The sequence below is a fragment of the Mycobacterium aquaticum genome (genome assembly GCF_002086485.1).
GTDB classification, from domain to species: Bacteria; Actinomycetota; Actinomycetes; order Mycobacteriales; family Mycobacteriaceae; genus Mycobacterium; species Mycobacterium aquaticum.
Genome location: NZ_MVHF01000051.1, coordinates 1 through 16,077 on the forward strand (window position 1 = coordinate 1; position 16,077 = coordinate 16,077).

Consider the following 16,077-nt stretch of genomic DNA (forward strand, 5'->3'; position numbering starts at 1 on the left):
CGGAAGCTAAGCCTGCCAGCGCCGATGATACTACCCACACGGGTGGAAAAGTAGGACACCGCCGAACACACATTAAGAATCGCCCCCCACCACCGGTGGGGGGCGATTCTCATATCCACACCCAAATTACCCACACCATTCCCGAATTCGACGATTATGTCGGCTTCGCGCCTGCCAGTATCCTTTGCGGGAGGGTAGGCAGAAAGGCACACGTGGTCGGAGACAGACAAGGCGGCGGCGAGCGTCGGCCGCGGCGTGCATCGGGCGGCCAAGGTCAGCGCCGGCAGTCGGCTCCGCGCTCGTCCGGTCCCAACCGTGCGCGCGGCGCGCAGCCGCGCACCGATGATCAACGGGGATCAGACGTACCGCTACTCGGTGCCGATATCGAGGCCAAGCAGCTGGCGCCCGAGGTCCGGCGGGAACTGATCACCCTCGACAAGGCCACCGCGGATTATGTTGCGCGCCATCTGGTTGCGGCGGGCAATCTGATCGATGAGGATCCCGACGCGGCGCTGGCGCATGCCCGCGCTGCGCGCAACCGGGCCGGGCGTATCGCCGCGGTTCGAGAAGCGGTGGGCATCGCCGCATACCACGCCGGCGACTGGGCCCAGGCGCTCGCCGAGCTGCGTGCCGCCCGTCGAATGGGCAGCAAGTCGGCGCTGTTGCCGATGATCGCGGACTGCGAACGCGGTGTGGGCCGCCCGGAACGTGCCATCGAGCTGGCCCGCAGTGACGAGGCCGCCGCGCTCACCGGCGACGACGCCGACGAGCTGCGCATCGTGGTCGCCGGAGCCCGGTCCGATCTGGGCCAGTTCGAACAAGCCCTCGCGATTCTCTCGACCCCGCAACTGGATCCGGCCCAGACCGGACAGACTGCGGCGCGGTTGTTCTACGTCTACGCGGACACGCTGCTGGCGCTCAAGCGCTCGGACGAGGCGCTGCAGTGGTTCATCAATGCGGCTGCGGCCGACGTGGATGGCGTCACCGACGCCGAGGACCGGGTAACGGAACTCGCCTGACGTGATGACGCTTGCCCGGCACGCGCGGCAGCGGTGGTCGTTGCTGTCCACATCCATCGACTAGCGTGACAAGCGCTATGACTACCGATCCAGAACAGGTGCGGGCGCTGGTCGCTGCCGTGCTCGCGCAGCTGCCGGACATGGGCGACGCAGACGGCGCCGACGTGCCCATCGAAGAGATCGAGGCTGTGGCGTCCCGGCTGGAAGAGGCTCACGGAGTACTGGTGGCCGCGCTGGAGTCGGTCGACAGGGGTGCCGCCGGCGGCAGTGCCGAGCCCGGTAGGTGAGTGGCGGTGGCTCGTCGGGCTCGTGTTGACGCCGAGCTGGTAAGACGCGGGCTTGCCCGGTCACGCCAGCAGGCGGCGGAGTTGATCGCCGCAGGCCGGGTTCGTGTCGACGGCATGCCAGCCGCCAAGCCGGCGACAGCCATCACGGTCGACGCCAATATCGTCGTCGCCGAAACCCAGGAGCGCAGCTGGGTGTCGCGCGGCGCCCACAAGCTGATTGGCGCGCTGGACGCGTTCGGGCTCGACGTTTCGGATCGGCGGTGTTTGGATGCCGGCGCCTCGACGGGCGGATTCACCGAGGTGCTGCTGGACCGGGGCGCCTCCGAGGTGGTCGCGGTGGATGTCGGCTACGGGCAGCTGGCGTGGTCTCTGCGCTCCGATGACCGGGTCCGGGTGATCGAACGCACAAATGTCCGTGAGCTGACGCCTGAGGCCATCGATGGGCAGGTGGATCTCGTCGTGGCCGACCTGTCCTTCATTTCCTTGGCGACTGTCCTGCCCGCGCTCACCGCATGCGCCCGACCAGGCGCCGATATCGTTCCCATGGTGAAGCCCCAGTTCGAGGTCGGTAAGGATCGCGTCGGGGCGGGCGGGGTGGTGTCCGACCCGCGATTGCGGGCCGAGGCGGTGTGTACGGTCGCCCGAAGGGCGGCGGAATTGCACTGGCATGCTGTCGGCGTGACGGCGAGCCCGCTTCCCGGACCGTCGGGCAATGTCGAGTACTTTTTGCGGCTGCGCGCCGAAACAGACGAGCCACTGCACGGTGAATCGCTGGAACAGGCGGTACAGCGAGCGGTCGAGGAGGGCCCGCAATGACCTGCGAGCGCACGATACTGCTGGTGGTACACACCGGACGCGATGAGGCCACCGAGGTCGCCCGCCGAGTCGAAAAAGTGCTGGGCGCCAACGGGATCGGCCTGCGGGTGTTGTCAGCCGAAGCTGTCGACCGGGGTCCGCTGCACCTGGCTCCCGACGACATGCGCGCGCTCGGCGTCGAGATCGAGGTGGTCGACCCCGACGAACGTGCCGCCGAGGGTTGCGAGCTGGTACTGGTCCTGGGTGGTGACGGCACTTTCCTGCGCGCCGCCGAATTGGCGCGCAATGTGGAGATCCCGGTGCTCGGCGTCAACCTCGGGCGGATCGGGTTCTTGGCCGAGGCAGAAGCCGAGGCCATCGATCACGTGCTCGACCATGTCATCAACCGGGCCTACCGGATCGAGAACCGGATGACCCTCGATGTGTCGGTGCGCGTCGGTAACGACATCATCAACCGGGGCTGGGCGCTCAACGAAGCGAGCTTGGAGAAGGGACCCCGGCTCGGGGTACTCGGCGTAGTTCTGGAAGTGGACGGCCGGCCGGTGTCGGCGTTCGGTTGCGACGGGGTGCTGGTCTCGACACCCACCGGGTCCACGGCGTACGCGTTCTCCGCGGGTGGTCCGGTGCTGTGGCCGGACCTGGAGGCGATCCTGGTGGTGCCCAACAACGCCCACGCATTGTTCGCCCGGCCGATGGTCACCAGCCCGGACGCGTCGATCGCCATCGAGATCGAGGCCGGCGGTCACGACGCCCTGGTGTTCTGCGACGGTCGCCGGGAGATGGTTCTGCCCGCCGGCGGCCGGTTGGAGGTGACCCGATGCGGGACACCGCTGAAGTGGATCCGGCTCGACAGCGCACCGTTCACCGACCGGCTCGTGCGCAAATTCCAGCTGCCGGTCCGAGGCTGGCGGGGGAAGTAGGCACGTGCTAGCTGAGATCCGAATCGAATCGCTCGGCGCGATCAGTTCTGCCACCGCCGAGTTCGACCGCGGGCTTACCGTGTTGACCGGCGAGACCGGCACGGGCAAGACCATGGTGGTCACGGGCCTTCATCTGCTCGGCGGTGCCCGCGCAGATGCCACTCGGGTGCGGTCGGGCGCTGACCGCGCCGTCGTCGAAGGACGTTTCAGTACCACCGAACTGGGCGCCGACGTGGCGCTGCGTGTCGACGAGCTGCTGGAATCGTCCGGCGCGGACCGTGACGACGACGGAACGGTGATCGCCGCGCGTTCGGTCAGCCGGGCCGGGCCTTCGCGGGCGTATCTGGGCGGCCGCAGCGTTCCGGCGAAGTCGCTGAGCAGTTTCACCGCTGAGGTGCTGACGTTGCACGGACAGAACGATCAGTTGCGATTGATGCGTCCGGACGAGCAGCGCGTGGCTCTCGACCGGTATGCCGACGTCGACAAGCTGCTGGCGCGGTATCGCCGCATCCGCGAGGAATGGCAGCTCGCGCGCAAGGATCTGATCGATCGTCGGCAACGGGCGCGCGAACTCGCCCAGGAGGCCGACCGGCTGAGCTTCGGTATCAACGAGATCGAGGCCGTGGCACCGCAGCCCGGTGAGGACGAGGCCATCGTCGCCGACATCCGACGGCTCTCTGAGCTCGACGCGCTGAGGGAGGCCGCGCAGACGGCGCGGGTGGCGCTGTCCGGCGCGCTCGACGATCCATCGCCGGATGCGATGTCGGCGACCGACGGTGTGGGCCAGGCGAAATCGGCTCTGGAGTCCACGGATGACGCGTCGCTGCAGGCATTGGGCGTCCGGTTGGCCGAAGCGGTCGTGGTGATCAGCGACGTCACCGCGGAGCTCGGCCACTACCTGGACGAATTGCCCAGCGATGCAAGCACATTGGAGACCAAGCTGGCGCGGCAGGCGGAGCTGCGCACCTTGACCCGCAAGTACGCGGCCGATATCGATGGGGTGCTGGCCTGGGCCCGCGACGCCGCCGACCGGCTGGCACAGCTCGACGTGTCCGAGGAGACGTTGGCCACGTTGGAGCGCCGCGTCGGCGAACTGGAAGGCCAGGTGGTGGCGGCTGCAGGCGAGCTGACCAAGGTCAGGGTGAAGGCCGCCAAGGGTCTGGCCAAGGCGGTCACGGCGGAACTGGCCGGCCTGGCCATGGCCAACGCGATCTTCAGCATCAACGTGACCCCGATGCCCGCTCGGGCTGACGACTCCTCGCCGGTGACGCTGCCGGACGGGACGGTCGTGCACGCCGGTCACGATGGTGTCGACGCCGTTGAGTTCGGCTTCACCGCGCACCGAGGGGCCGATGTTCTCCCGTTGACCAAGAGCGCATCCGGCGGTGAGCTGTCCCGCGTCATGCTCGCACTCGAGGTGGTGTTGTCGGCTTCGGCCGAGGGCACCACGATGGTGTTCGACGAGGTCGACGCCGGTGTGGGCGGGCGCGCGGCCGTGCAGATCGGCCGCAGGCTGGCCCGGCTGGCCCGCACCCATCAGGTCATCGTCGTCACCCACCTCCCGCAGGTTGCGGCCTATGCCGACGCGCACCTTCTGGTCGATGCCGGCGACGGGCGCAGCAAGTCCAGCGGCGTGCGGCGGATCGATGACGACGAACGGGTCGCGGAACTGGCCAGGATGCTGGCGGGCCTGGGGGAGTCCGACAGCGGCAGGGCCCATGCCAGGGAACTACTGGAAGCAGCGCAGCAGGAACGCACTGCGCCCTGACGGGGCACGCCTGCGGTCAGGCTGGATTGGCCGGGGAGAGTTCGGCTGCGCCCCAGCGCAACGAGCTCACATCGCTGAGTTCCACCAGTTCGGTCACCGTGAAGTCGATCCAGCACTGAGCACCGGCAGCCGGCTCCGCTTCCCAGACGATCTCGGCGGTTCCGGCCAGCGCAAGGGTGGCGCCGGTGTGCCAGTCCGGAATCAGCAGGGAACAGCGGGGATTGGCGCTGATGTTGCCGAGCGTCATGAACATCGAGTTGCCCCGGTAATCCGGCCACCGCAGTCGTGTCGGCGAAAGTATTTGGAGGAAACCGGGATTGCCGCCGCGATGCGATGCATCGGGGTTTCCTTCGACGTCGGCGGACCCGATGAAGAACGTATCGGTCGCGGCGATCGTTCTGCGTTGAGCCTCGGAGAGAACTGTCGCGCGGCGGGCTCGCGGGACCGAAGGCGGCTGCACCGCCTCGACGTGGCGGCGCGTGATGTACTTCGGGCAATTCGAGTACACCTGCGCGGTGCGGATGCGCACGCCGCCGCTGATCGGCTCGGCTGTTCCGTTGACTCGCATGCGTCGTCGCGTCTGCGGCTGGACGGCGATCAAACCCACGGGGCGCGTGTTCTGCAGGGCGTCGCGCAGCGGGTCGCCTGCAGCGGGTAGCCCGCCGATCGTGATGGTTCGCGCGTCGTCGGCGCGTACGAAACCGGGCTGTCCCGCGATCAGGCTGGTCCACATCCGGCCCGCGTCGTCGGCCGCGGCCAGCACGACCAAGGGTTGTTCGGTCAGGAAGGCCGCGGCGGCAGCGGGTATCTCTTTGCGGACCATCCGGCCGACGCGTTCGGCGATTTCGGCTTGGCCCATCCGCTGCTGAACCGCGAGCTCACCTGAGTGATAGAGGCCGCTCACCGGAGACGTCTCAGAAGAAGCCGCAGCTGGGCGCCGAGCCGGTCGGTGCCGGGGAGTCCTGCGCGCCGCTCGGCGTGCACACCTCGAGGCGGATGCCGTCCGGGTCGGTGAAGAAGATGCCACCCGATGCGGCGCCGTCCTCGTGTGCGACGACGCCGTCGTACGCGAAGGGAACCCCGTGCTCCTTGAGTACCGCCTCCACCGCCCTGACCTGCTCGATGGTGTCGACTTGGAACGAAAGGTGATGTAGGCCAGGTGTATTCGCTGAGAAGTTACCGTCGCTCTGCTGCCACAGGGTGAGCCGAAGTACGCCCTCGGAGCCCAGGAACGCGTACTGGTGTTGTTCCTCGGTGACGATGCGGAGCGGCTCGAAACCCAGTGCCTGCCGGTAGAACTCGATCGACCGCTCGAGGTCGGTGACGTTGAGCCCGACATGGCCTGTGGCGAGGCGGGGGGTGATGGCGGTGGTCATCGCGCTCCTCCAAGAGGTATAACCGATAAAATGACAAAAGAAGGTTAGGCAGAATGTCGATTGGATGTCAACCGGTGAAACCTATTTGACTGGTTAGCTGGTCGGGGTTCCGTTCGCCACGGAAGGAGGGGCGTTAATGTCGGGTATGCGCGATCCGCGCCCCCATCTGGGCGAACCCACGGCGCTGGATCTGCTGAACACGCGGTGGATGTCGAGCGACGGGCTCCAGGACCTGCTCTCGGATGTGGACGGGGTGCGGTGCTGGCTGGCGACCAATGGCCTCGCCGATCGCTGCCAGGCTGACGACGAGGTTCGGAGTGCGCTGGTGGCCACGCGCGAGGCGATCCTGGCGGTGGTCGAGCACCGGTCTACAGACGACCTCAATGCCGTGCTCGACCGCGGCCGAATCCGGCGGACGCTCGGCGAATCCGGCCCGCAGGAACTGGCCGACGTACCGCAGCCGTGGCTGGCGCCATGGCTGGCGGCAGACAACCTGTTGAGCCTGCTCGGGGATGCGCCCGATCGCATCAAGCAGTGCGCGCACGAGCACTGTGTCCTGTGGTTCTACGACACCTCGAAGAACGGCGCGCGGCGGTGGTGTTCGATGGCGCTCTGCGGCAATCGGGCGAAGGCTGCACGGCACTACGCCGCGAAGCGCGATTGAGACCGATTGGTTGTTACAGATGTGACTAAAGCTCACTTCTGGGGCTGATGTTACGGCGCGCCTCCGTGGCTTGCCCGTTGATCCCCGACAGAATCGGCGCATGAAGATGTCAGCGCTGCTTGCCCGCAATGCCAGTTCGCGCCCGGGGATCACGGGAACTGCCCGGGTGGATCGCGACATCGATCGACTGCTTCGCCGCGTGGGTGCCGGGGACATCGTCGTGCTCGACGTCCAGGACCTGGACCGGATCACCGCAGACGCACTCGTCGAGGCCAATGTCGCCGGGGTCGTCAACGCATCTCCCTCGATCTCCGGCCGCTATCCCAACCTCGGACCAGAGGTGCTGGTCGCCAACGGCGTGGTGCTCATCGACGAGGCCGGTCCCGAGATCTTCAAGAAGGTCAAAGACGGCGCGCGCGTGCGGTTGCACAACGGCGGCGTGTACGCCGGTGACCGCCGCCTCGCACTGGGCACCGAGCGCACCGACCATGAGATCCACGACCTCATGCACGAGGCCAAGAGCGGTTTGGTCGCACATCTGGAAGCCTTCGCCGGCAACACCATCGAGTTCATCCGCAGCGAGAGCCCGCTGCTGATCGACGGCATCGGCATCCCGGACGTCGACGTCGACCTGCACCGCAGGCACGTCGTGATCGTCGCCGAGGAACCCAACGCCGCCGCGGACCTGAGGGCCCTCAAACCGTTCATCAAGGAGTACCAGCCGGTTCTCGTCGGTGTCGGGGTCGGCGCCGACGTCCTGCGCAAGGCCGGGTACCGGCCGGCGCTCATCGTCGGTGACCCGGACAAGCTGAGCGTGGAGGTACTGCGCTGCGGCGCTCAGGTGGTGCTGCCCGCCGACGCCGACGGCCACGCCGCCGGTCTCGAGCGCATCCAGGATCTCGGGATCGGCGCGATGACGTTCCCGGCCGCCGGGTCTGCCGCCGACCTCGCGCTGCTGTTGTGTGACCACCACGGCGCGTCGCTGATCGTCACCGCAGGCCACGCCGCCAACATCGAGGAGTTCTTCGACCGCTCCCGGCAGGCCAGCAACCCGTCGACGTTCCTGACCCGGCTGAAGGTGGGGGAGAAGCTGGTCGACGCCAAGGCGGTGGCAACGCTCTACCGCAGCCGCGTGTCCGGCGGTGCGATCGCGCTGCTGGTGCTGGCCATGCTGGTGGCCGTCATCGTCGCGCTGTGGGTGTCGCGGGCCGACACCGCGGTGCTCGACTGGGTGGCCAACTATTGGCACCAGTTCGTCACCTGGGTGCAGGGCCTGGTCAGCTAGTCGACGGTTGAGCTGTGATTTCCCTACGCGCACACGCGATCTCATTGGCGGCGGTGTTCCTGGCGCTGGCCATCGGGGTCGCGCTCGGGTCCGGGCTGCTGTCCAACACGGTGCTCTCCGGTTTGCGTGACGACAAACAGCAGCTCCAGCACCAGATCGATTCGCTCACTGAAGACAAGAACGCCCTTAACCAAAAGCTCACCGCCGCAGGCGAATTCGATGCGCAACTGGCCCCGCGGATGGTGCGTGACGCGCTAAAGGACAAGTCCGTGGTGCTGTTCCGCACGCCCGACGCGGCCGACGGCGATGTCGACGCGATCGCGCGCATCATCGGGCAGGCCGGCGGCACCGTCAGCGGGGCGGTGTCGATGACGAACGAGTTCGTCGAGGCCAACTCCGCCGACAAGCTGCTCTCGGTGGTCAATTCGCCGGTCGTGCCCGCGGGCAAACAGCTCAACACGGTCGCCCTCGACCAGGGCTCGCAGGCAGGCGACCTCCTCGGTATGGCGCTGCTGATCGACAAGAACCCGACGGTTCCACCGGTCGACGACACCCAGCGCAACACCGTGCTGACCGCGCTGCGCGATACCGGCTTCCTCAGCTACAACGGGCACGTCGGCGCCGCCAACACAGCCATCATCGTGACGGGAGGGCCGTTGGGTGACGACGGCGGCAACCGCGGGACCACCGTCGCGCGGCTGGCCGCCGGACTGGCTCCGCACGGATCCGGTGTCGTCCTGGTCGGCCGGGACGGTTCGGCCTCGGGCACCGGCCCGGTCGCGGTGGTCAGATCTGATGCCGGTCTCACCGGCGCTGTCAGCACCGTCGACGACGCCGACACCAGCGCCGGTCAGATCACTACCGTGCTCGCCCTCGGCGAACTCGCTGGTGGCGGGCGCCCAGGTCAGTACGGCACGGGCCGCGGTGCGGCGTCGGTCACCCTGCCGCAATAGCGGCACGTGATTTGCTCCTCACGTCCGCGGTACCTGATTTGCTCCTCGCGTCCGCGGTGCGTCTGCGACGGCTTGTCGGCGACGGTGTTAAGGTGAGATTCCGTGGGTCGGCAGGCCCCAGGCCAGTTCGGCGATCCCCTGCCCGTCGTCACGGAGGTTGTTTTTGCCCCCCTTACGCAAGCACCCGCAAACCGCCACCAAGCATCTTTTTGTCACTGGTGGTGTGGTGTCATCGCTCGGAAAGGGTCTGACCGCATCAAGCCTGGGTCAGCTGCTGACCGCGCGTGGACTGCAGGTGACCATGCAGAAGCTCGACCCGTATCTCAACGTCGACCCGGGCACCATGAACCCGTTCCAGCACGGCGAGGTCTTCGTCACGGAGGACGGCGCCGAAACCGACCTCGACGTCGGCCACTACGAGCGCTTCCTCGATCGCGATCTATCGGGCTCGGCCAACGTGACCACGGGCCAGGTCTATTCGACGGTCATCGCCAAGGAACGCCGCGGTGAGTACCTCGGCGACACCGTCCAGGTGATCCCGCACATCACCGACGAGATCAAGAACCGCATCCTGGCCATGGCCGAGCCGGACGCCCGGGGGGTCCGGCCCGACGTGGTGATCACCGAGATCGGCGGCACGGTCGGCGATATCGAATCGCAGCCGTTCCTCGAAGCGGCCCGCCAGGTCCGCCACGACGTGGGTCGCGACAACGTGTTCTTCCTGCATGTGTCGCTGGTGCCCTACCTCGCGCCGTCCGGTGAGCTGAAGACCAAACCCACCCAGCATTCGGTGGCCGCGTTGCGCAGCATCGGTATCACTCCCGACGCCCTGATCCTGCGCTGTGACCGCGACGTGCCCGAACCGCTGAAGAACAAGATCGCGCTGATGTGCGACGTCGACGTCGACGGTGTGATCTCCACGCCCGACGCACCGTCGATCTACGACATCCCCAAGGTGCTGCACCGCGAGGAACTCGACGCCTATGTGGTGCGCAGGTTGAACCTGCCTTTCCGGGACGTCGACTGGACGGAGTGGGACGACCTGCTGCGTCGCGTCCACGATCCACAGGAGACCGTGCGGATCGCCTTGGTGGGCAAGTACATCGACCTCTCCGACGCGTACCTGTCGGTAGCCGAGGCATTGCGCGCAGGCGGCTTCAAGCATCGCGCCAAGGTGGAGATGCGGTGGGTGGCCTCCGACGACTGCGAGACCGAGAGCGGAGCTGCGGCAGCCCTGTCGGACGTGCACGGTGTGCTCATTCCCGGTGGGTTCGGCATCCGCGGTATCGAGGGCAAGATCGGCGCCATCAGCTATGCGCGCAAGCGCGGGCTGCCGGTGTTGGGACTGTGTCTCGGGCTGCAGTGCATCGTGATCGAGGCTGCGCGGACCGTCGGTATCACCGGCGCGAACTCCGCGGAGTTCGACCCGGTCACCCCGGACCCGGTGATTTCCACGATGGCCGACCAGCAGGACGCGGTGTCCGGAGAAGCTGACCTCGGTGGCACCATGCGCCTCGGTGCCTACCCGGCGGTTCTGCAAGCGGGCTCAGTGGTCGCACAGGCCTACGGATCCACCGAGGTGTCCGAGCGGCACCGGCACCGCTACGAGGTCAACAACGCCTACCGGGATCGCATCGCCAAGAGCGGTCTGCGGTTCTCGGGCACGTCGCCCGACGGTCACCTGGTCGAGTTCGTCGAGTACGCGCCCGAGGTCCATCCTTTCCTGGTGGGCACTCAGGCGCACCCGGAGCTCAAGAGCAGGCCCACCCGACCGCACCCGCTGTTCGCGGCGTTCATCGGGGCCGCGCTTGCCTACAAGGCCGAGGAACGGCTGCCCGGTATGGACCTGCCCGAGTCGTACACCGAGGAGACCGAAGCCTCAGACGAGTCGCTCGACAGCTCCTTGGAGACATCGGAGATCCGTGGCTGAACACGACTTCGAGACGCTCGCAAGCGAAACCGTTTACGTCGGAAATATTTTCGCCCTGCGGGCCGATGAGGTCAGCATGCCGGGCGGCGGATCTGCCCGGCGTGAGGTGGTCGAGCACTATGGTGCGGTCGCCGTTGTCGCACTCGACGACGACGGCAATGTGGTGCTGGTGTACCAATATCGGCACCCGCTGGGCCGGCGACTGTGGGAGCTGCCCGCCGGGCTGCTGGATCTCGGTGGCGAACCACCCCAGGTCACCGCGGCCCGCGAGCTCCAAGAGGAAGTCGGCCTGGTCGCCGCGAACTGGCGCGTGCTCGTCGACCTGGACTCCACGCCGGGGTTCTCCGACGAGAGCGTGCGGATCTTCCTGGCCACCGGCCTGAGCCACATCGACCGGCCCGAGGCACACGACGAAGAAGCCGACATGCGTGTGGAGCGAGTGCCGTTGGCACAGGCGGTGTCCCGGGTGTTCTCCGGTGAGATCGTGAATTCCATTGCGGTGGCCGGGATCCTGGCCGCTCACACGATGGCGGACATGGACTCGTTGCGTACGGTCGACGCCCCGTGGACCGATCGGCCGACGGCTTTTCGGCGGCGCAAAGGCCTGCAGTGACGCTGCAGTCTCCGCTCCGTGCAACCGGCCCATCAGGTGTCGCGCCGTCGGTGCTGGAGACCCAGATCCGCAGCTACCTCGACCATTTGACGGTCGAACGGGGAGTCGCTGCCAACACCCTGAGCTCCTATCGACGTGATCTGCGCCGGTACGCCGAGCATCTGCACGGGTGCGGTATCGAGGACCTGGCCAAGGTGGCCGAGTCCGACGTCAGCGACTTTCTGGTCGCGCTGCGCCGCGGTGACCCGGACGCCGGGCAGGCCGCGCTCTCGGCCGTGTCAGCAGCACGGGCAGTCGTCGCGGTCCGAGGACTGCACCGGTTCGCCGCCGCCGAAGGTCTCACCGAGCTCGATGTGGCTCGCGAGGTTCGGCCACCCACCCCCAGCCGTCGGCTGCCCAAGAGCTTGACGCTCGACGAGGTACTGGCGTTGTTGGACGCCGCAGGCGGCGAGAGCGAGGCGGACGGTCCGCTGACGCTGCGCAACCGCGCGTTGCTCGAGCTGCTGTACTCGACGGGGGCGCGCATCTCCGAGGCCGTCGGGCTCGACGTCGACGACATCGACACCCACAACCGGTCGGTGTTGCTGCACGGCAAGGGCGGCAAGCAACGGCTCGTCCCGATCGGCCGCCCCGCCATCAGCGCCCTCGACGCCTACCTGGTGCGCGGGCGGCCCGACCTGGCCCGCCGCGGCCGCGGCATCCCGGCGATCTTTCTCAACGCCCGCGGCGGTCGGCTGTCGCGCCAGAGCGCGTGGCAGGTGCTGCAGGACGCGGCCGAGCGTGCCGGGATCACCTCCGCGGTGTCACCGCACACGCTGCGGCACTCGTTCGCGACGCACCTGCTCGACGGCGGTGCCGACGTGCGCGTCGTCCAAGAACTCCTCGGGCACGCTTCGGTCACCACCACGCAGATCTACACCATGGTCACCGTGCACACCCTGCGCGAGGTGTGGGCCGGTGCGCATCCGCGGGCCCGTTAGCCGCCCAGGTATTCGGACTCCAGCATCACATCGCGCAGCAGGGTCTGGTATTCGCCGTGGGTCTTGTGTTCGACGGTGTTCCACCGCGCGCCTTGTTCAGCGCGCATGTACGCCAGATAGTCGGGTGCCCCGGGAAGTTTGACGTTGTCGGCGACCACGATTGCGCCGCCTCCTCCATTGCTCGCGTGCGCAGCGCGCAGCCAACCTCGGTCCAGCACACTGCGCAGATCGGCCAGATACGCGCTCTTGTCGTGGTCGATGAACATGAAATCGAGTGTCCCCGTGCCGAATCCGTACTGAGCGAGCGCATCGAGGGTGCGCCCGCCGTCGCCGATGGTCCCCACCACACACGTGGTGCGGTCTGCCAGCCCGGCGTGAGCCCAGATGCTGCGCGCGATTTCGGCATTCGCCGCGGCCAGTTCGACCGAGAACACCCGCGCTGCAGGCGCCGCCCGGGCGATGCGCAGGGCACCGTAGCCGCAGTAGGTGCCGAGTTCCAACGCGAGCCGCGGCTGTGCGCGAACCACCGCAGCGTCGAGCAGCGCGCCCTTCTCGTCGCCAACGTTGATCAGGAACGATTCCTCGTAGGCGAAGCGGTCGATCGTGGCGATGACGTCGTCGGGATCGCCGCGACGGGCGTTGGCCACGACGTAGCGGGCCGCGGCGGCCTCACGGCCGTCACCGATCTGGCCGACGGTGAAGATGTTGCGCTGGTGAAATGCCATGCGCCAAAAGGACGGTCGAAGAAATGGAGCGTGGCGCTGCCAGCTCACAACCGTCCCATCCAGCTGTTGAACAGTCCTTCCGGATCGTATTTGGCACGCAGTATGTCGAGCCGCGCCATGTTCTGATCAGTGGCGAACCGGGCCGGTCGTCTACCGAGGTTCTCGTCGGCCAAGCCGACTCCGGTGGCCAGGTGTGCCATGGCCGCCATGTTGTCACGCGGCCAGTCGCGGTAGCGTTCGTCATCGGCGGGGTCCGGCCACACGGCGTAGAGCGCCATGTTGATCTCGTCCTCCAGCCCGTAGAACAACTCCTCCCGAGCCGGCGACGGGCTCCAGTTGTACAAGAGGAAGTGCGACGGGGGCGGCGGCATGGTCTCGATGATCCGGTGGATGCCCGGCAGCAGATCCTCCGCGGACGCCGAGGTCCACATGTTGTCGGCGACATAGCGGTGCCCGGTCGGGTAATTGCTCATCACCGCGCCGTACCATCCGGCCAAATCGGTGGTGGTGTAAGGGATCTTGACGATTGCGCGGTCGACGGCCGGGCAGCTCGACAGGATGGAAAGGGCGTCTTCGGCCTGAGCTTCGGTGTCGGCGAATGCCGGGGAAGCCACCACGATGGTCGGGTGTTCGAGCCCCAGAGCAGGCAGATTGCGTGACGTGATGATCTGTAGTTCCACCCGGTCGTCGATTTCCGGACTGATCCGGCGGGCCCAGGTGAAGACGTCGTCGAGCACTTCGACGGGGTAGATGTACAGACAGCTGCCGCAGACCGCCGGACGCGGGTGCAGCTGGAGATGAAAGGCGGTCACCACCGCGAAGAATCCGGGACCCGAACCGCGTGCGGCCCAGAACAAGTCGGAGTTCTCGTCGGCGTCGCAATACATCCGCTGGCCGTCGGCGGTGACAACGTCGATTCCGATGACGCTCTCACATGCCGGTCCGACCACTTTGCTGTTCCAGCCGTATCCGCCCTGCAGCAGATACCCGCCGAGGCAGATGCCCTCGCAGTGCCCGGCGGGAAAGAACAGGCCGAGCTTGTCGAGGTCGGCGGCCAGCTCACTGCCCACCTTTCCCGGCCCGACGACGGCGGACATGCGTTCGGCGTCGATCACGCAGTGGTCGAGACGGCTGACATCGAGCAGCGTGCCGCCGTCGCGCAGGTGGCTGGCAGCCCAGCTGTGTCCGCCCGACACGATGCTGATGGGTCCGTGGGCGCCGGTGACCGTGGCCACGACGTCGTCGACATCGTGGGCCTGGACGATCAGGTCGGGGTAGCGGTCGGGCACCAGACCGTTCCAGACGGTGGCACGACGCGCCTCTTCATAGCCGTCAGCGCCTCGACGGAACTGTCGTGCGTCTGTTGACATTTCACCTCCAGTACCGGCGGCGGACGGGTGGACTCAATAGCGGTCGATCACGTCGAGGGCGACCTCGCGTGCCGGGGCCACGGCGATTCCCCGCGCCACGCTGCGTGGTGCGGGGCGGGCGCGGTCGCGCGCAGGCATCCGCAGTTCCAATGTCTTCATGATGGTCGCAATCGCGATGGAAAGTTCGGAGTTCGCGAACGCCGCACCGATGCACCGGCGATAGCCACCGCCGAACGGGGCGAACTCGAACGGCGAGACCCGTGAGTCGAGGAATCGTTCGGGGCGGAACTGCTCGGGGGCGGTCCAGATATCCGGGTTGAAGTGTAGTGCGTACAAGGCGATTCCGACGACGTCGCCGGGACTGCAGTCGACGCCGCCGATGGTCAGCGGATCGATCAGCCGCCGCAGCACGATGGGCACCGGCGGGTGCATGCGCAAGGCCTCCTTGATGACCGCACCCAGGTAGGGCAGCGCGACCATCTCGGCGGGGGTGTGAGCTTGGGCCACTTCGTCGGCGACCCGTTGCCGCAGCCTTTCGTCGCGGAAGATGTGGTAGAGCGCCCACACCATCGAGGTGGCGGTCGTCTCGTGGCCCGCGGCGAGCAGCGTCCTGAGCTGATCGTGCATGCCCTGGCCCTTGCGCCCGCGTCCGCAGTCATCGGTTGCGGACAACAACACGTCGAGCATGTCCGCACCGGCGAGGCCACCGCGTGCCCGGCTGTCCATGTCGTCGGAGAGCAGGCGGTCGAGGTCGTCGCGCAGCCGTAGCAACCGGGCCCACGGTCCGTGGCCGCCGAGTTCGCGGCGCAGCGCGGGAACGAGCATCAGCGGCGCGGTGTTGGCCCGCATCAACGCGGTGATCGCCTCGGTGTACATGGCACGCCGGTCGGGTTCGGCGACACTGAACACCACCCGGATGGCGATGTGCAGGGTGACGGCGACGGCCAGTTGCCGCACGGCGATCGAGTCCCCGGGCCGGACGTTGCGGATCTCCTCGCATGTCGCCGAGGCGATGATGTCGCTGTACTTCTTGACCCGCTCGCCGTGGAATGCCGGCATCAACAGGCTGCGTTCCCGGTGGTGCTGTTCACCGGACAGCAGGATCAGCGATCCTGGTCCCACCACGGGCTCGATCGGATTCGGCGTGGGCGCCTCGCATTGGGCTGCCGGCATCGTGAGGATGTCGCGGGCGGCATCGGCAGTGCCGAAGAACTTCACCTCTCCGAGACCGGGAAAGGTCAGTACGAAGGGGCTGGGACCCGTGGCGTGCCGGTGGAAGAACCCGACCGGATCGACCCCGGCAGCGGCCGCGCGGAGCAGTCCGGCGGGCGACTTGATCAACTGAGTCTGCATTGCCGCAACCTTCCGGAC

At 67.4% G+C, this 16,077-nt stretch carries 16 protein-coding genes; 11 read left to right on the forward strand and 5 right to left on the reverse strand.

All coding sequences use genetic code 11. The features are described from left to right. Positions 1-212: 212 nt before the first annotated feature. From BST13_RS32220 to recN, 5 genes are all read left to right on the forward strand, one after another. Positions 213-1,019, forward strand: a complete 807-nt coding sequence (locus tag BST13_RS32220; protein ID WP_083169384.1) for a tetratricopeptide repeat protein — start codon at positions 213-215, stop codon at positions 1,017-1,019. A 77-nt stretch (positions 1,020-1,096) separates the two neighbouring features. Continuing rightward, complete coding sequence (locus tag BST13_RS32225) at positions 1,097-1,306, forward strand: hypothetical protein (protein ID WP_083169386.1); 210 nt, start codon at positions 1,097-1,099, stop codon at positions 1,304-1,306. 6 nt (positions 1,307-1,312) lie between these two features. After that, complete coding sequence (locus BST13_RS32230) at positions 1,313-2,122, forward strand: TlyA family RNA methyltransferase (protein ID WP_083169504.1); 810 nt, start codon at positions 1,313-1,315, stop codon at positions 2,120-2,122. Continuing rightward, on the forward strand, positions 2,119-3,042 hold the full coding sequence (locus BST13_RS32235) for an NAD kinase (protein WP_083169388.1): 924 nt from the start codon (positions 2,119-2,121) through the stop codon (positions 3,040-3,042). The genes BST13_RS32230 and BST13_RS32235 overlap by 4 nt, the downstream gene beginning before the upstream one ends. A gap of 4 nt (positions 3,043-3,046) precedes the next feature. Continuing rightward, on the forward strand, positions 3,047-4,810 hold the full coding sequence (gene recN / locus BST13_RS32240; protein WP_083169390.1) for a DNA repair protein RecN: 1,764 nt from the start codon (positions 3,047-3,049) through the stop codon (positions 4,808-4,810). Between the two features lie 16 nt (positions 4,811-4,826). Here the strand turns inward: recN and BST13_RS32245 are convergent, their stop codons facing one another. Next, positions 4,827-5,669, reverse strand: a complete 843-nt coding sequence (locus tag BST13_RS32245; RefSeq protein ID WP_083169506.1) for a pyridoxamine 5'-phosphate oxidase family protein — start codon at positions 5,667-5,669, stop codon at positions 4,827-4,829. A gap of 55 nt (positions 5,670-5,724) precedes the next feature. Beyond that, on the reverse strand, positions 5,725-6,186 hold the full coding sequence (locus BST13_RS32250) for a VOC family protein (RefSeq protein ID WP_083169392.1): 462 nt from the start codon (positions 6,184-6,186) through the stop codon (positions 5,725-5,727). A 145-nt stretch (positions 6,187-6,331) separates the two neighbouring features. On the opposite strand from BST13_RS32250, the gene BST13_RS32255 reads away from it, so the two are divergent. The 6 genes from BST13_RS32255 to xerD all read left to right on the forward strand — a co-directional run bounded on the left by BST13_RS32255 (position 6,332) and on the right by xerD (position 12,611). Further along, a complete protein-coding gene (locus tag BST13_RS32255) occupies positions 6,332-6,850 on the forward strand; it encodes a CGNR zinc finger domain-containing protein (protein ID WP_083169394.1) in 519 nt (172 codons plus the stop codon). Positions 6,851-6,950: 100 nt separating this feature from the next. Beyond that, entirely contained in the window at positions 6,951-8,135 is a 1,185-nt protein-coding gene (gene steA, locus BST13_RS32260) for a putative cytokinetic ring protein SteA (protein ID WP_083169396.1), read from the forward strand. Between the two features lie 14 nt (positions 8,136-8,149). Further along, positions 8,150-9,088, forward strand: a complete 939-nt coding sequence (locus tag BST13_RS32265) for a copper transporter (protein WP_083169398.1) — start codon at positions 8,150-8,152, stop codon at positions 9,086-9,088. A 163-nt stretch (positions 9,089-9,251) separates the two neighbouring features. Beyond that, complete coding sequence (locus BST13_RS32270) at positions 9,252-11,018, forward strand: CTP synthase (protein WP_083169400.1); 1,767 nt, start codon at positions 9,252-9,254, stop codon at positions 11,016-11,018. After that, complete coding sequence (locus BST13_RS32275) at positions 11,011-11,631, forward strand: NUDIX domain-containing protein (protein WP_083169402.1); 621 nt, start codon at positions 11,011-11,013, stop codon at positions 11,629-11,631. Before BST13_RS32270 ends, BST13_RS32275 begins: the two co-directional genes overlap by 8 nt. 53 nt (positions 11,632-11,684) lie before the next feature. Beyond that, complete coding sequence (gene xerD / locus BST13_RS32280; RefSeq protein ID WP_083169508.1) at positions 11,685-12,611, forward strand: site-specific tyrosine recombinase XerD; 927 nt, start codon at positions 11,685-11,687, stop codon at positions 12,609-12,611. On the opposite strand, the gene BST13_RS32285 is transcribed toward xerD, so the two are convergent. Genes BST13_RS32285 through BST13_RS32295 form a run of 3 tightly spaced genes read right to left on the reverse strand, consistent with a single transcriptional unit; the run spans position 12,608 to position 16,059 of the window. After that, the gene (locus tag BST13_RS32285; protein WP_083169404.1) at positions 12,608-13,336 is read right to left on the reverse strand and encodes an O-methyltransferase; all 729 of its coding nucleotides are present in this window, start codon (positions 13,334-13,336) and stop codon (positions 12,608-12,610) included. The two genes, xerD and BST13_RS32285, sit on opposite strands and share 4 nt — an antisense overlap. Positions 13,337-13,380: 44 nt before the next feature. Continuing rightward, the gene (locus tag BST13_RS32290) at positions 13,381-14,706 is read right to left on the reverse strand and encodes an FAD-binding oxidoreductase (RefSeq protein WP_083169406.1); all 1,326 of its coding nucleotides are present in this window, start codon (positions 14,704-14,706) and stop codon (positions 13,381-13,383) included. A 33-nt stretch (positions 14,707-14,739) separates the two neighbouring features. After that, positions 14,740-16,059, reverse strand: coding sequence for a cytochrome P450 (locus tag BST13_RS32295; protein WP_083169408.1), 1,320 nt, complete (start codon positions 16,057-16,059; stop codon positions 14,740-14,742). Positions 16,060-16,077 lie beyond the last annotated feature (18 nt).

Excerpts from the sequence above, each read along its gene's own strand:
- BST13_RS32225 (WP_083169386.1), top strand. The coding sequence starts at position 1,097 with ATGACTACCGATCCAGAACAGGTGCGGGCGCTGGTCGCTGCCGTGCTC.
- BST13_RS32235 (WP_083169388.1), top strand. The coding sequence starts at position 2,119 with ATGACCTGCGAGCGCACGATACTGCTGGTGGTACACACCGGACGCGAT.
- BST13_RS32245 (WP_083169506.1), bottom strand. The coding sequence starts at position 5,669 with ATGGGCCAAGCCGAAATCGCCGAACGCGTCGGCCGGATGGTCCGCAAA.
- BST13_RS32250 (WP_083169392.1), bottom strand. The coding sequence starts at position 6,186 with ATGACCACCGCCATCACCCCCCGCCTCGCCACAGGCCATGTCGGGCTC.
- BST13_RS32255 (WP_083169394.1), top strand. The coding sequence starts at position 6,332 with ATGCGCGATCCGCGCCCCCATCTGGGCGAACCCACGGCGCTGGATCTG.
- steA (WP_083169396.1), top strand. The coding sequence starts at position 6,951 with ATGAAGATGTCAGCGCTGCTTGCCCGCAATGCCAGTTCGCGCCCGGGG.
- BST13_RS32285 (WP_083169404.1), bottom strand. The coding sequence starts at position 13,336 with ATGGCATTTCACCAGCGCAACATCTTCACCGTCGGCCAGATCGGTGAC.
- BST13_RS32290 (WP_083169406.1), bottom strand. The coding sequence starts at position 14,706 with ATGTCAACAGACGCACGACAGTTCCGTCGAGGCGCTGACGGCTATGAA.
- BST13_RS32295 (WP_083169408.1), bottom strand. The coding sequence starts at position 16,059 with ATGCAGACTCAGTTGATCAAGTCGCCCGCCGGACTGCTCCGCGCGGCC.